14 protein-coding genes are annotated in these 15912 nt (G+C 36.6%); 10 read left to right on the top strand and 4 right to left on the bottom strand.

Going from position 1 to position 15912, the window contains the following annotated elements; all coding sequences use genetic code 11:
* Positions 1–169 precede the first annotated feature (169 nt).
* The 3 genes from ACFFUE_RS08590 to argS all read left to right on the top strand — a co-directional run bounded on the left by ACFFUE_RS08590 (position 170) and on the right by argS (position 6350).
* Complete coding sequence (locus ACFFUE_RS08590) at positions 170–3052, top strand: SusC/RagA family TonB-linked outer membrane protein (protein WP_376834459.1); 2883 nt, start codon at positions 170–172, stop codon at positions 3050–3052.
* 13 nt (positions 3053–3065) lie between these two features.
* On the top strand, positions 3066–4514 hold the full coding sequence (locus ACFFUE_RS08585; protein ID WP_376834457.1) for a SusD/RagB family nutrient-binding outer membrane lipoprotein: 1449 nt from the start codon (positions 3066–3068) through the stop codon (positions 4512–4514).
* Between the two features lie 75 nt (positions 4515–4589).
* The gene (gene argS / locus ACFFUE_RS08580) at positions 4590–6350 is read left to right on the top strand and encodes an arginine--tRNA ligase (protein WP_376834455.1); all 1761 of its coding nucleotides are present in this window, start codon (positions 4590–4592) and stop codon (positions 6348–6350) included.
* Between the two features lie 80 nt (positions 6351–6430).
* Here the strand turns inward: argS and ACFFUE_RS08575 are convergent, their stop codons facing one another.
* On the bottom strand, positions 6431–6709 hold the full coding sequence (locus ACFFUE_RS08575) for a T9SS type A sorting domain-containing protein (RefSeq protein WP_376834814.1): 279 nt from the start codon (positions 6707–6709) through the stop codon (positions 6431–6433).
* A gap of 220 nt (positions 6710–6929) precedes the next feature.
* Here ACFFUE_RS08575 and ACFFUE_RS08570 point away from each other — a divergent pair, with 220 nt between their 5' ends.
* From ACFFUE_RS08570 to ACFFUE_RS08540, 7 genes are all read left to right on the top strand, one after another.
* Positions 6930–7184 (top strand): integrase core domain-containing protein, encoded by a 255-nt coding sequence (locus ACFFUE_RS08570; protein ID WP_376834453.1) that lies wholly within the window; start codon positions 6930–6932, stop codon positions 7182–7184.
* An 806-nt stretch (positions 7185–7990) separates the two neighbouring features.
* On the top strand, positions 7991–8161 hold the full coding sequence (locus tag ACFFUE_RS08565; RefSeq protein ID WP_376834451.1) for a hypothetical protein: 171 nt from the start codon (positions 7991–7993) through the stop codon (positions 8159–8161).
* 64 nt (positions 8162–8225) lie between these two features.
* Entirely contained in the window at positions 8226–8906 is a 681-nt protein-coding gene (locus tag ACFFUE_RS08560) for a CPBP family glutamic-type intramembrane protease (RefSeq protein WP_376834449.1), read from the top strand.
* 187 nt (positions 8907–9093) lie between these two features.
* Positions 9094–9315 (top strand): hypothetical protein, encoded by a 222-nt coding sequence (locus tag ACFFUE_RS08555; protein WP_376834447.1) that lies wholly within the window; start codon positions 9094–9096, stop codon positions 9313–9315.
* 264 nt (positions 9316–9579) lie between these two features.
* Positions 9580–10686, top strand: a complete 1107-nt coding sequence (locus ACFFUE_RS08550; RefSeq protein WP_376834445.1) for a 5-(carboxyamino)imidazole ribonucleotide synthase — start codon at positions 9580–9582, stop codon at positions 10684–10686.
* Positions 10687–10781: 95 nt separating this feature from the next.
* Positions 10782–11639 (top strand): phosphatase PAP2 family protein, encoded by an 858-nt coding sequence (locus ACFFUE_RS08545; protein ID WP_376834443.1) that lies wholly within the window; start codon positions 10782–10784, stop codon positions 11637–11639.
* A complete protein-coding gene (locus ACFFUE_RS08540; RefSeq protein ID WP_376834441.1) occupies positions 11623–12747 on the top strand; it encodes a hypothetical protein in 1125 nt (374 codons plus the stop codon). Before ACFFUE_RS08545 ends, ACFFUE_RS08540 begins: the two co-directional genes overlap by 17 nt.
* A 92-nt stretch (positions 12748–12839) precedes the next feature.
* On the opposite strand, the gene ACFFUE_RS08535 is transcribed toward ACFFUE_RS08540, so the two are convergent.
* The 3 genes from ACFFUE_RS08535 to ACFFUE_RS08525 all read right to left on the bottom strand — a co-directional run bounded on the left by ACFFUE_RS08535 (position 12840) and on the right by ACFFUE_RS08525 (position 15838).
* Positions 12840–13535 carry an ABC transporter ATP-binding protein gene (locus tag ACFFUE_RS08535; protein ID WP_376834438.1) on the bottom strand — a complete coding sequence of 232 codons (696 nt, stop codon included), beginning with the start codon at positions 13533–13535 and terminating at the stop codon, positions 12840–12842.
* 288 nt (positions 13536–13823) lie between these two features.
* Entirely contained in the window at positions 13824–14798 is a 975-nt protein-coding gene (locus ACFFUE_RS08530; protein ID WP_376834436.1) for an IS30-like element ISApl1 family transposase, read from the bottom strand.
* Between the two features lie 122 nt (positions 14799–14920).
* On the bottom strand, positions 14921–15838 hold the full coding sequence (locus ACFFUE_RS08525) for a broad-spectrum class A beta-lactamase ROB-1 (RefSeq protein WP_005618523.1): 918 nt from the start codon (positions 15836–15838) through the stop codon (positions 14921–14923).
* Positions 15839–15912 lie beyond the last annotated feature (74 nt).

Below are 15912 nucleotides of genomic sequence, written 5' to 3'. Positions count from 1 at the left end.
TTAAAATTTGAGTTTTCGATATGATTTTGGTCATATTTTGATTGAATTAATATCATTGAAAATCAGTTGATTATCTTTGGTATTAACATAGTATTAAGTTTTTTTTAATATAAAATGATGTTGATATGATAAATTTCATATATTTGAATTATTGAAAAATTAATTGAATATGAAAAAACTAACGACGAGTGTTTTAGCCGTGGTGCTGACTTCCTCATTTGCAATGATGGATGCTCAGGTAAAAAAAGATACCACTACTAAGACTAAGGACATCGAAGGTGTAGTGGTAACTGCATTAGGGATAAAGAAAAGCGAAAAAGCGCTTGGATATTCAGCTACAAATGTTGGAGGTGACGCGTTAAAAACTACTCCTTCTCAGAACTTGGTAAATTCATTGAGTGGAAAAGTTGCTGGGGTGCAAGTAGTGGCTTCGGGCGGTGCACCAGGACAGGCTTCCAGAATGGTAATTCGTGGTGGTGCTAAATCTCTTACTAACAGTAATGAACCTTTATATGTTATCGATGGAATTCCTGTGAGTAACGCTAATGATGGTAATGCTGATACCGTAGCGGGGATGGCTTCTCCTAATAGGGTGGCGGATATCAACCCAGATGATATAGAAAGTGTAACCGTGCTAAAAGGTGCAGCAGGAGCTGTTCTCTATGGTAATAGAGGGTCTAATGGGGTGGTTTTGATTACAACGAAATCTGGAAGAAGCTCTGGAGGAAAAGCCGTGTTTGAGTATTCTTCTCAAACTTCATTTGATAATGCATTGGTATTACCAGATTATCAAACAAAATATGCACAAGGTAGTAATGGAAACTATGTGGAAGGAACTTCATTATCTTGGGGTCCTGAAATTACAGGGCAAACAGTAATGAGTGCAGGAGCAGGAGCAAGATACGGCCTAGGGGCTCAGAGTATTACTTTGAGAGCTTATGACCCAAGAAAACAATATCTAAGAACAGGGTTTACAACGACTAATAACATCTCGGCTCAGCAAAGTATAGGGAAATCTAACTATTTTGTTTCTGCAGGATACTCTAATCAGTCTTCTATTATTCCAAATCAAGGGTATAAAAAATTCAATTTTAGATTTAACGGAAACACGCAGTTTACGGATAAATTTAGTGCAGGGGTAAATGCTTCTTACAACAAGTCTTGGGGAGATGTTCCTTTTACAGGGCAGGATGGCAACAACCCAATTTTTGCATTATTTCACGTGCCAGTGAGCTGGGATTTAGCAGGATATGGCTATGAAAGACCTAATGGAAGACAGATTAACTTCCGTGGAGGTTCTTTTGATAACCCATATTGGTCTGTGTACAAAAACTTTGCTAATACAAACAGTGACAGATTTATTTTAGGGTTAAATCTTAATTATAAGATGACCAATTGGTTGAATTTGTCATATAGAGTAGGTAATGATAAATTGATAGATAATAGAACACTCTTTAGAGATATGTACTCTGGAGGTTCTCCTAATGGTAGTCTTTTGTATAGTGATATCTCAAGAAATGAGATTACATCAACATTTATGGCTAATATCAATACAAGCCTTGGGGATCGATTCAATTTAACAGCTAACTTGGGGCAAGATTACAACGAAAGAAGATTTAGACAAAGTGAAATTTCAGGTAGTGCATTAGTATTACCAGGGATTGCAAATACTAATAACATAGCAGCCTTTAATCCAGGATACAATTATGAATCAAGAAGAACATTGTTTGGTGTATTTGCAGATGTTTCATTAAGCTATAACAACTACTTGTTCTTGAACTTGGTGGGAAGAAATGAATGGTCTTCTACTTTGCCAGCTAACAATAGAAGTTATTTCTATCCAGGGGCTAACTTGTCATTTGTCTTTACAGATGCTTTTGGAATCAGTAAAAATGTGATGAACTATGGTAAGATAAGATTGGGAGCTTCTAGAACTGCAAGAGATGCAAACCCTTATCTCACGATTGACACTTATAGAAAAGCTGAGTATGCCGATGGATTTACAGATGGTATTACTTTCCCATTCGGTGCTTTACCAGGATACACGGTTGCTAATACAATCAATAACGCTAATCTAAAGCCAGAGTTTACTACAGAATATGAAGTAGGTGCAGACCTTAGATTCTTAAATGATAGAATTGGTTTAGATGTATCTTATTTCTACAACAAGAATACAGACGGTATTATTCCTTTGGATATTTCACCAGCATCAGGGGCTGTATCTTCTGTTATTAATAGTGGAGTTACAGAGTCTAGAGGTATTGAAGCTGCTCTTAGACTTACTCCAATAAGAACTTCTGATTTCAGATGGGATTTGAATTTTAATTTCAGTAGAATAAGATCTAAAGTATTAGAAACTTATGAAGGTGTAGATAAAATCTATCTGGGAGGATTTTCGGGAAATCCTGCTATCTATGCAGTGAAAGGAGAGCGTTTTGGCTCCATCATTGGTAGTGGATATGTAAGAAATGATCAAGGGCAAATCTTGGTAGATGATAATGGGATTCCATTGTATCAAGATGGTGTTAATCTAGGACACGTAGAACCAGATTGGACTGGTGGAGTTTCTACTTCATTCTCTTACAAAGGAATTTACCTGAATGCAGCATTGGATATGAGAATGGGAGGATATCTGTATAATGGAACAGAAGAGCTGTTAGACTATTACGGTGTTTCTGCAAAGACCGCCAATAGAGGGACTTCCGCTGTTTTCAATGGTATTAATGAAACAACAGGGCAAGCTAATACCGTAGCAAATTCACAAGATTTCGCTTGGTATTATTTCTCTCAAAATAACGAAATGTATGTGTATAAAAATAATTGGGTTAAGCTAAGAGAATTGGCATTAGGATATAGATTTAAGCCATCAGGATTCCCTGCAATAAGACAAATGGAGCTAGGATTGTATGGTAGAAATTTATTCTTATGGACTAAAATACCTCACATCGATCCAGAGTCAAGTTCATTTGGTACAGGTAATGCACAAGGTGTTTCTAGATTTGCCTTCCCAACAACAAGAAGTTTTGGAGTTAATTTCAAAATTCAATTTTAAATCTTAAGAAAAAATGAAAGTTATTAAATTAAATATTTTAAAATATGCATTGTTATTAGGGGTAGTAACCACTACTGGGTTTACAATGCAGTCGTGTACCAGCGAATTGGACATTAATGTAGATCCTAACAATCCTGCGGAGGTACCGTTGAGAACTTTACTTACAGCTTCACAGGTAGGCTTAGGATATGCTATAGGAGGAGAAGGGACAAGGATGCCTGCTAGTATTGTACAGTATTATGCAGGGCACAGAGGTCAGCCATTGGATTATGCTACGTATAATATTACTCCCGCATCTACTGATGGTACTTGGACTTATTTGTATAACGTAGCAATGGATTTCAATGAAATCGAGAAAAAAGGAACTGCTTCAGGTGATTTGGTTTATGTAGGTGTTGCTCAAATTTTAAAAGCATATACATTCAGCGTACTTACAGATTTATTTGGAGATGTTCCATATTCTGAAGCTCTACAAGGTAGGAATAATATCACACCTAAATATGATACGCAAGAAACAATCTATGCAGATTTAATTGTACAGATAGATAAAGGGATTGCCAATGTGAAATCAGGGCAAGGGACTTTGGCACCATCTACAGATGATGTTATCTATAGCGGTGATGTTGCGAAATGGGAGCGTTTTGCCAATTCTTTAAAGCTAAGAATATACAATCACTTAAGTAAAAGAAACAGCGGAAAAGCAGCAGATTTTTTGGCTACCAATCCTAGCTTGATAGAAGTTTCTGGAAACGATGCTAAAGTGACGTTTGGTACCACTAATGCCAATGCGAATCCTATCTATCAATTTGATGAATTATCGGGTAGAAAAGATCAAGCGGTTGCGAGTACCATTGTTGATAAAATGAAATCCTTAAATGATCCAAGAGTAGATCTGTACTTTAAGCCTATTGCAAATGGTACATTGGCAGGGCAAATTGTAGGAAATACTCCAGGAGGAAGTGAAGATGACTCAGGTGAATCAAAGTACTCAAGAGTAGGATCTGCTTATGCGTCTATCAATTCTCCAGTGGTATTGATGTCTGCTGCAGAGGTTAATTTTATCAAATCAGAAGTTTACTTTAGAGCGGGCAATACATCTGATTCACAAACGGCTTACGAAACAGCAATTACTCAGGATTTCACAGCTTTAGGATTGTCAAGCTCAGCAGCTACTTATCTTGCTCAGACTGATGTTGCATATGATGGTACACTTAAGAGAATAATAGAACAAAAGTGGATTACAATGTATCAGGCTCCTTATGAAGCTTGGGTAGATTGGAGAAGAACAGGATATCCAGAATTGCAACTACCAGCCGTGGTAAGAACAAGTAATTTTACACCAAGAAGATTGCCATATCCTCAAGTAGAGATTAATGTAAATGGCGTTAATTTGGCAGAAGGTCCAGGTATTCCAGTCGTATTTACAGGAATGGCCACAAGAATGTGGTGGGATGTTAATTAATTCTTCTTACCATAAAAAACCGCTTTCGGGCGGTTTTTTTATTTCCGTATATTTGCAGTCTCAAATTTCTAAGAAATGAATATCAAAGGACATATACAAAACGAAATTTCTAAAGTAGTAGAGCATCTTTATCAGTTGCAAAATATTACCTTGGAAGTGCAAGAAAATAAAACCGACTTTGAGGGAGATTTTACCGTGGTGATTTTCCCTTTGGTAAAACAATTGAAAAAAAGCCCAGATGTTTTGGGAAATGAAATAGGAGAAGCTTTAGCTCAGCAAGTCGATTTTGTGCAAGGTTTCAATGTGGTAAAAGGCTTTCTGAATTTGTCGGTGAACAATCAGTTTTTTATAGAAGCCTTGAAGGCGACACAAGAGCAGTTTGATGTTATTTCGCCACAGAATCAATCCGTGATGGTAGAATACTCTTCCCCTAATACCAATAAGCCTTTGCATCTGGGGCATATTAGAAATATTCTTTTGGGCTATTCTGTATCACAGATTTTGAAAGAAGCAGGATATGAGGTGATTAAAACCCAGATTGTGAATGATAGAGGAATCCATATTTGCAAATCTATGTTGGCGTGGGAGCAGTTTGGAAACGGAGAAACTCCTGAAACCAACGGACTGAAAGGCGATAAATTGGTAGGAAACTATTATGTGAAATTTGACCAAGAGTATAAAAAACAAATCCAAGAATTGGTCGCTGAAGGAATGAGCGAAGAGGAGGCCAAAAAGAAAGCTCCTATTTTCCTTGAAGCTCAGAAGATGCTCGTAGATTGGGAAAAAGAAGACCCAAAAGTGCGTGAGCTTTGGGAAATGATGAATGAGTGGGTGTATGCTGGTTTTAACGAAACTTATAAGCGTCTTGGGGTGGATTTTGACCAAATTCAATACGAAAGCAATACCTATATTCTGGGGAAAGATTTAATTTCGGAGGGACTTGCCCAAGGTGTGCTTTACAAGAAGGAAGACAATTCCGTTTGGTGCGACCTTACAGCAGAAGGGTTAGATGAAAAACTCCTTCTCCGTGGCGATGGTACTTCGGTGTATATGACTCAGGATTTGGGAACGGCTGTAGAGCGTTTTAAGCAAAATGATATTCAGAAGCTTATCTATACGGTAGGGAATGAGCAAGATTATCATTTCCAAGTTTTGTTTAAAATCTTGAAAAAATTGGGCTATGAATGGGCAGATCAGTTGTATCACCTTTCTTATGGAATGGTGGAACTTCCTCACGGAAAAATGAAATCCAGAGAAGGAACAGTGGTAGATGCCGATGACTTGATGCAGGAAATGTATCTTACAGCGAAGGAAAAGGCTCAAGAGTTAGGAAAATTAGAAGGGCTGAATGATGAGGAAAAGGAAAAATCTTACGAAATAGTAGGAATGGGTGCCTTGAAATACTTTATGCTGAAAGTAGATCCTAAGAAAAAAATGCTTTTCAATCCAGCAGAAAGTATTGATTTTAACGGCAATACTGGACCTTTCATACAATATACTTACGCCAGAATTCAGTCGTTATTAGATAAGGCAAATTATCAGCCTACGGCGGTTACAGCAATAGAAGTAAATGAGTCTGAAAAAGAATTGATTACTCGCTTGGCGGAGTTCAAAGAAGTGATTGTAAAGGCAGCAGAAACATTAAGCCCAGCACAATTAGCAAATTATATTTATGATTTGGTGAAAGCTTATAATTCGTTCTATCAAAACAATCCTATTTTGAATCAAGATGATGAGGCGGTGAAAAACTTCCGACTAACACTATCTCATCTTACCGCAAAAACCATTAAAAAGGGGCTTAATCTTTTAGGCATCGGTGTAGTGAATAGAATGTAATGGTTTACCATTTATTTTAGAAATAAAAATCCTCTCGCAATCTTGTGAGAGGATTTTTTATGGTACTTATCAAAGTGAAATTATTTCTTTTTGATAAATCTAGCAGATGTTGTTTGTCCTTGTTTATTCTTAGCACTTAGAGTATAGACCCCATTGCTAAGATGGTTGATTTGGATAGGTTTTCCATCGAAGAAGCCTTCTTTTATCAATCGCCCAGAGGCATCGTAGATTTCATAAGAGATAAAATCTTTAGTGTTGCTTAGGTTGATTTCTGTAGAAGCAGGATTAGGATAAAGCGTAAGGTTATCTTTAGTACTATAATCTGCTACAGAAAGCGTGGTATTGGTAACATCAAGAATCAGCTGGTAAAGAGGAAAAACTCTATCAAAAAATCGGTCAATTGCAGATAGAGATTGATTTCTTAAAAAAAATTAGGAACGCTAGAGGAATAAAAGAACGGAAAAAAAATGATAGACAAAGGGCATTGCTTGAGCCTTAGTAGGCAGTGTAACTTATTGTGCATTAATAATCAATCTAATCAAGGGGAGCTAATATACCTCTAGCCATTGGTTAGATTTTATGGAAAATCACAATATAAAAGTCAGTATGGATGGCAAAGGCAGGGCTACGGACAATATCTATATCGAACGGTTTTTCAGGACGATAAAGCTCGATTACATCTATCTCAATCCTGCGGAATCAGGCTTGGAACTGTACGAAGGGATTAGAGATTTTATTGCAGGATACAACAACCGAAAACATCAAAGAATTAACTATCAAAAACCAAAAGATTTAATTAAATTTGAACCCAATTATCAACTTAAATCCACTTAACTGTGGTCTAAATTTGGGGAACATCATATTTTTGGATTGGAAATCTAACATTTTAAATATAAGCAACAATCATAGAAAAAACTTTAAGTTCAATAAATATGGATTTAATTTGACCCAAGAAAAAGATAAAATTTTAATAAAGTATATTATTGATAATTCAGAAGCAAGCAAAAAAGGACTTATATTAGGGGAACAAGTAATATCCATTAATGACATAACTAATCATTGTGATATGTATAATGAACTAAAAAAGATAGTATTAAATTAAAAAATAATCGTAATGTTTATGAATTTAAAAAATAATCTAAAAATAATTTTCAAATATTTAGTAGTTTTTATAGGATGTATCATTATTGCAAAGTTTCTTCATTTTGATATAGATATTTTTTTTGAACACATAAAAAACTTAATTAAAACACTTCTGTGAAAAGTAAAATTTATATTTTTATCATTTTTTTATTTTTTCTACAATATCTTCATTACCTCTAATCAAAATCCCTGTTTCTACATCGGCTCGTGGGATAGTTCGTGCCTCACAAGAGAATATTCCTATTTCTGCAATGGTTAATGGTAGAGTTTATGTTTTCTTAGTGTGTAATTAGAATTATTATTAATTTTTAAATTTGCAAAAAAATGAATTTGGAATCATTAAATACCGAAGAGTTAGCAAGCATTGATGGAGGAAGAAGACTTCCAAAAGTAGATTAGAAAAAAGTACAAACAAAATTAGAAGATACTTGGAACTGTGTCACAGAATTTTGTGCTGGTGTTTGAGATGGTTTAACAGATTAATTAAATATATACTTATGACAAATTTAACTTATACTGAACTATTGTGTATCGAAGGAGGAGCTAAAAAACCTTGTGGATGTAGATCTGCTGGGAAAAAGCTTGGCAATTTCATTGAAAATGTCGGTATTGATATTGCAACAATGGTTAATGATGGATGGGATACTATCACAGGCTGGTTTGACTAAATAAAAAATTTTAAAAAAACAATCCTTATATATTCTAAAAGGATTGTGTTATCATTATTTAATTATGTTAAAACATATTACTAATTTTTTATACAAAGGAATAATAGAAGAACACACATTTAGTATTTTTGGAAACATCAAGTTTATTGTTTCTAAATATTTTATAATACTGCTTTTACTTCTTTCAATACTTATTATTGCTTCTTTATTAAATATATCAGCTTCCGAGGTTGGGAAAGGAATAAAACCAACTACCATAGGTAAAATTCTTTTCATCTGCCTAATCGCTCCAATACTTGAAGAATTAATTTTTAGATTACCACTGGTAGTTAGCAAAACTAACTTGATAATTTCAGTATCAACTTTTGCTCTTTTTGCATATTCTTTTACAAGAAAATATCTTATTAACTATGAATATATAGGCTACATTGCTATATTTTTCATCGTAATATTTTCCATATACCTATTGACATATAGGTATCATCATATATACTCTTTTTTAACTAAAAACAAATTATTACTTATTCATTTTTCATCCCTTTTTTTCTGTACAATTCATTTTGGAAATTATAATTTTAGTTACAATGCTTTTGTCCCTTCCTTAATGCTACTCTTTACCTTAATCATTGGATATTATTTATCGTACATAAGATTAAGATTTGGAATAGGCTACTCCATTTTCGCCCATTCATTTCACAATATCCTAGTGTCTTTACCTATAATAATCAAATTTATAACTAAATAAAAAGAAAACATTACATTTACATTGCTATACTAATTTTAGCCATTATATTTTGGGAAGAAATCTATTGGTTCTGCATAGGTTTTTGGGAAGGATTCACAGGTATAGATTGTAAATCTTGTTAAATAGATTATGCTACAATTTCTCATCTCCATCATCATAGAGATTACGCTTTTTATAATGTCATTATATGCATAGTCGTTCCATATACATCGGGCTATTGGGGTTTATTATCTCTGTACTTATAGCCTTGCCTGTTATTAAAATCCCTGTTTCTACATCGCCCAGTGGCATAGTCCGTTCTGCAAAGGAAAACACCGGCATCTCCGCCGTAGTCAGTGGCAGAGTGATTAAAAACTATTTAGAGAAAAATAATCAAAATATTAGCAAAGGAGATTATGCAGAGTGTTAAATTTATGTTAAAATATATTTTTTTTCTCTGGAAAATTTTGTATGAATTTGCGGTGAGAAAAATAAAACAATACGCGTACAATATTTTTCTTAGTGTGTAATTAGAATTATTATTAATTTTTATTTTAAAAAAAAATGAAACCAACTACTTTAAAAACCTTTAATAACACATTAGATACTCCCTAAACATTTAAAACTTATAATTTCAAATCTAAAATTTCTTTTATTACCTTTGCCATTCAACGCTTTTTAAAACTACTGAATAATGAAAATAGGAATACTCGGAGGCGGGCAATTGGGAAGAATGTTCATCCAAGAAGCCTTAAAATACGATGATGAGTTTTATGTCTTAGACCCCACCGCAGATTGCTCGTGTGCTTATATTTCTCGTTTTACACAAGGGGATTTCAATGATTATCAAACCGTAATAGATTTCGGAAAAGATAAAGATGTACTCACCATAGAGATAGAACACATCAATGCCGATGCCCTTGCGGACCTTGAAGCACAGGGCGTACGCGTGGTGCCAAGTGCCAGCATCATCAAGACCATTCAGCAGAAGATTTTGCAGAAGCAATTCTATGCAGAAAACCATATCCCTAGCCCCGATTTCCAGATTATTCAGAATAAATCCGAAGCCTGCTTCCCATTGCCCTTTGTGCAAAAACTCAATACGGGAGGCTATGATGGCAAGGGCGTACAAGTCATCAGAACCGAAGCCGATTTAGAGAACCTCTGGGACGCTCCATCGGTCTTAGAATCTTTGGTGGATATTGATAAAGAACTTTCCGTGATTATCGCAAAAAACGACAGAGGAGATATAAAAACCTTCCCCGTAACGGAAATGGTAGCCGACCCAAAACTCAACCTATTAGACTTTAACATCTGCCCTACTCAAATCTCCAACGCTGTACAACAGCAGATAGATGAAATTGCCCAGAAATTCATCTCCGCGGCACAGTCGGCAGGGTTATTTGCCATAGAACTATTTTTGGATAAAGAAGGGAAAGTTTGGGTGAATGAAACGGCTCCTCGCCTGCACAATTCGGGACATCAGAGCCAAGAAGGCAATAGCAACTCTCAGTTTGAGCAATTCTACCGTGTCGTGAAAAATCTTCCTTTGGCAGATACCGATTTCTGTGGCTTTTCGGGAATGCTCAATCTGGTGGGCGAAGATGGCTTCACAGGGAAAGTGAAATACGAAGGCTTAGAAGATGTACTCCAATTGCCCCAGACCTACATCCACCTCTATGGTAAAACCGAAACCAAACCAGGAAGAAAGATGGGACACATCAATGTACTTGCCAATACCCGCGAAGAACTGATGCAAAAACTCATCAGCATCAAAGCAATGGTAAGGGTAATCAGCTAAACTGAATATCATTCTCAGGAAAGTACAGAAAAAGAAGAGAAAAACCACGCTCTCTGCTCTTTATCTTTATTTCAAACCTATAATTGAAAAAATATTTGAAGAATCATCAACTATGGATACCTTTCATTGGGTATTTTATCCTCACAAGTGGTATCATTATTTGGAAAGGAGCCACCCATCTTTTCTTTGCTGAACGAGGGCTGAGCATCTTAGTATTTATCGGAATATTCATTTTGCAGAAAGGGCTAAAGCCCTTTTTGTTGCCTAGGCATTTCCAATTGTTCTCCGTTCTAAGTCTTTATGCCGCACTTACCGTTTTATACAAGGAAACGGCTACACTCAATCTACTCTTTCGCCCAGAGATAGACCCTTGGCTAATACACTTAGACCATCTTTTATTTGGTTTCCAACCTGCCGAGCGATTTTCGGAAGTTTTCCCAATGGCGTGGTTTAGCGAGCTGATGTTCTTCGGGTATTTTTGGTATTATCTGATGCCACTTTGGGTATTGTATTGGGTTTACACCAAAATTCCCGATAAGATAGCATCTTTTGGTTTTCATCTGCTTAGTTCGTTTTTACTTTATTATTTCATTTTCATATTAGTTCCCGCTGTAGGGCCTCAGTTTTATTTTGAAAGTCCTCAAAACGAAATTGCTTCACAAGGAATTTTCGGAGATACCATCAAGCTTATTCAGAAAAATGGTGAAGCCCCTACGGCAGCATTTCCAAGTTCTCACGTAGGCATTTCGTGGATTGTTTTGATATGGGTTTGGAAAAATTTAAAAAATCAATGGTTGTTTTTACTTCCATTTATCATTCTACTGATGACCGCTACGGTCTATATCAAAGCACATTACGCCGCCGATGTATGGGCGGGCTGTCTCTCGGCTATTGCGGTGTATGCTATTATTAATTTTAGTTTAAAAAAATTGAAGAATGTCTATCATCATTAAAGAAATCACCTCAGAACAAGATTTAAAAACCTTCATCTACCTTCCTGAGCGATTGCACCAGAAGCATTACAATTGGGTACCTCCGCTATATATTGATGAAAAGAAGTTTTTCAACCCGAAGAAAAATCCCGCCTTTTCTCATAACACCACCGCATTATTTCTTGCCTATAAAAACAACGAAGTAGTAGGCCGCGTGATGGGCATTGTGCCATTGGATTTCAACCAATTAAAAAATGTAAAATCTGCCCGTTTCAGTTATTTGGAAACCAATGAAGACGAAGCCGTTTTCCAAGCTTTGATACAAAAAGTGGAAGACTGGGCAAGGCAACAAGGTTGCACCGAAATGATTGGCCCAATGGGATTTTCTGATAAAGAGCCACAAGGTTTTTTACTAAAAGGATTTGATGAACCTCAGATGCCCGTTACCAACCATAGTTTTCCTTTTATGGTAGATTTCATCACCAGACAAGGCTACAAACCTTATATAGAACTTTGCCAATACGAAGTCCCTCTATCGCAAGAAATGGTGAATCGGTATGATATTTTTGCCCAAAGGGTTTTACAACAGCACCAAATTAGCATCAAAGAATTTAAACACATACGCGAGGTGAAGCCTTATGTAAAATCGGTTTTTGAACTGATTAATTCCACTTATACCGATATCTATGGCTTTACAAAAGTATCCGAACAAGAGGCGGAAGAATTTGCCCAACGATTTTTACCACTCCTCAATCCAAGGTTAATTAAAATCGTTACCAACCAAGAAGGAAAGGTAATTGCCTTCGTTATTGCGATGCCCAATGTCAATGAAGGGATACAAAAAGCCAAAGGTCATCTATTTCCATTCGGTTGGTTTCATATTTTACGAGCGATGAAAACCTCTAAGCGACTGGTGCTGCTTCTGGGTGCCGTGCAAAACGAAATGCAAAACAAAGGGCTTGATGCAATGCTCGCCCTGAAACTTCTCGGCTCTGCTATCAGCTTAGGTTTTAAGGTAATGGACAGCCATCTCATAATGAAGGAAAATACCAAAATGCGAGGCATTATAGAACGCATTGATGGTAATAGAATGTATAAAGAATACGGTATTTTCCGAAAAGAAATTTAGCTTGAAACAAGAGTAAAGAAGAAAGAGCAAAAAGCCAAACTACAAAAAAGTCAAATCATTCTTCTTTCTTCTTTGCTCTTTCCTCCTTTTTCTCAATTGGTATAAAACTGAAATGCCTCTTCCAAACTTTGGAATTGATTTTTAAACGCCTCTATAGGGCAATCTTGGATAATGTTCCCCTGATGAATCAGGATTACACGGGAACAAAGAGCCTCTACTTCTTGCATAATATGAGTGGAAAGGATTACCGTTTTTTGTTTTCCTATTTCCTTGATGACATTGCGTATTTCCACTATCTGATTAGGGTCTAGCCCATTGGTTGGTTCATCTAAAATAAGCAAATTAGGTTCGTGCAATATGGCTTGTGCCAGCCCTACCCGTTGTTTATACCCTTTGGATAGTTGCCCTATTTTCTTAGATTTTTCTGGCGTAATGCCCACCAAGACGATTACCTCCTCCACTCTATGAGAAGAAATTTTATGAATATCCGCTACAAATTGCAGATACTCTCTCACATACATCTCGTGATACAGAGGATTGTTTTCTGGTAAAAAACCGATGGTTTTCTTACTTTCCAAAGGTTTTTCCGTAATAGATTGCCCATCCAGCAATATTTGCCCTTCTTCAATCTCCAATATTCCTGCAATGGATTTCATCAGCGTAGATTTTCCTGCACCATTAGGGCCTAATAGCCCGATGATTTCATTATGTTCTATCTTGATATTGATATTATTTAAAGCCACTTGGTCTTTAAATGTCTTGGTAAGATTGATGATTTGAAGGGACATTAATTCTATTAAATTTTTACGCCGTAAAAGTAAATAAAAAAGTTGAGATTTAGATTTCCATTCACCTCTACTCCCTTTCGGAGCATCATTTTAGTCGTTCTTTACGCCTTTTTGGTCGTTTTTAAGATTAAAATACTAGTATTTTTCACCCAAAAGGTCATTTATATCATCATAAAGGGCTTCTATAGGATATTAATAATAATCTAGCACCAACTTAAATAAAAAAGCATCTCAGATTTAAATCCAAAATGCTTTTATGATGTTCTATTTTTTTTCTATCTTGAATTGTCAAACCAAGTGCAACGATTTTTTGAAGTAAACTTCATAAGGTGTTTTCCAACCTAAACATTTACGTGGTCGTAAATTCAGTTTATTGATCACCTGTTGAATATCAACTTCGCTCCACTGATTGATGTCTTGTTGCTTCGGGAAATATTCACGAAGTAACCCATTTGTATTTTCATTCGTTCCCCGTGTCCATGGTTGATGTGGCTCGGGGAAGTAAAATTCTACGCCCAGTGCTTCTGTTACCAAACGATGTTGGGCAAATTCTTTACCACGGTCTGGTGTAATTGACCGTAATATATGTGAATCAAGCAATTCAATCATGACTTTTTGGACAGCTTCGGCTTTTTTGGCAGGAATTTTCTTCACCAACTCAAAACGACTTTTGCGTTCCGTCAGCGTCAGCAAACAAGCTCCACCCGCTTTACCCAGTACGGTATCGGCTTCCCAATGTCCAAAGCGACTGCGATTTTGCGCCGAAATGGGACGGTCGTTCAAATGGTTGGATATCTGAATTTTGCCACGTTTTTCATGATGATTTTTTGTATGCCGTGTTTTGCCTTTGTGGCGCAGTTTGCGACTGGCTTTGCGTTCGCCTATATCAAACAACCCTGAATAAATACCACGATAAATGGTTGAATAACTAATGGATAATTCAGATTTTTCCAATTTTAATCGTGCGCTGATTTGTTCGGGCGACCAGTTTTCTGTCAGAAACTTTTCTTGCACCAAATTGAAATATTCAGGCTGCTCTAATTTGCGCTGTGCTTTGCTATTTTGACGATGCTTCAAATAGCTGTTTTGTGCGTTCGTTGCACTGTAGCTTTCTAGAGCGTGTCGTTTCAGCTCGCGAGAAATGGTGCTGGAGCTACGTCCCAGTGCTTTGGCAATTTCTGCTTGTTTTTTGCCCTGTGCGAGTAAAATCATTATCTTTTCTCGCTCGTTTATTGTAAGATGTCGGTAGGAAGTACTCATCATTTGGAAGTGGTTTTTGTGTGGAAACAAAATTATATTCTAGTTGATGAGTACTTCTTTTTTTGTTGCACTTGGATTGTAAATTCAGCCCCTAAATTTTCACTTTTTCTAACAAAATGAATTTGTTAGTTGAGCTGTAAAGTATGAAATACTTGCTTTGCTGCATCTTCTACTAATTTATTGTTGAATTTGGCTTCTTCGGTAAATTGCGTACTCATGATTGCCATCACAATCGGTTTGCGATTTGGTATGCGAACCACCGCAATATCATTGCGTACACCATATTTACCCGCCCCGCTTTTATCGTACACTTTCCACGATGTTGGCGTAGCAGCGCGAATCAATGGATTGCCTGTTGCGTTATTGTCCAACCAATTCCACAAAATCGTTTTTTGCGATTCGGTTAATGTGTTGCCCAATAAATACGCATTTAAATTCATCGCCATTTGTTTGGGTGTACTCGTATCACGAATATCGTTGGGTTTGGCTTGATTTAAATCGGGTTCTAGCCGATTGGTATGGGTTACGTTATCGCCTAATTGTCGCAAAATACGTTGATATTGTTCCACGCCACCCAATTCTTTGAGCAGCAAATTGGTCGCGCTGTTGTCGCTAAACCGCACGGCTGCTTCACATAATTGGGCAATCGTCATGCCTTTGCCAACGTATTTTTGGGTTTCGGGAGAATAACTAACCAAATCTTTTTGGCTATATGAAATGGTACGATTTAAATCTTTTTCAGGCAGCGATTGCAACACCGCCCCAGCCAACAACGCCTTGAAAGTGGACGCATAAGCAAAGCGTTCATCTGCACGATAAGACAAAGAATGTCCCGTTTCTGTATCCCATACATAAACGCCAATTCGGGCTTGATACTGCTGTTCCAAATTCGCCAAAGTCTGTTGAAAGGTGGCTTGTGTGGCTGATTGTTGCACAGGCGCACTAGCAGGCTGCGGATTAGACGTTACCGAATGAACAGAATTGGGCGAACAAGCCGTTAATGTCAGCAATAATAATGTGCCGATTTTTAACTTATTTAACATAAATTATCCTTTGATTTTACTAAATAAATTTCTTTTCAGGCAGCCTGAAACGTACATTGCGCGGAAATTCGGAT

This window comes from Bergeyella porcorum (assembly GCF_042427575.1).
Taxonomy (GTDB): Bacteria; Bacteroidota; Bacteroidia; order Flavobacteriales; family Weeksellaceae; genus Bergeyella; species Bergeyella porcorum.
This window is presented reverse-complemented; position numbering and strand designations above follow the sequence as displayed.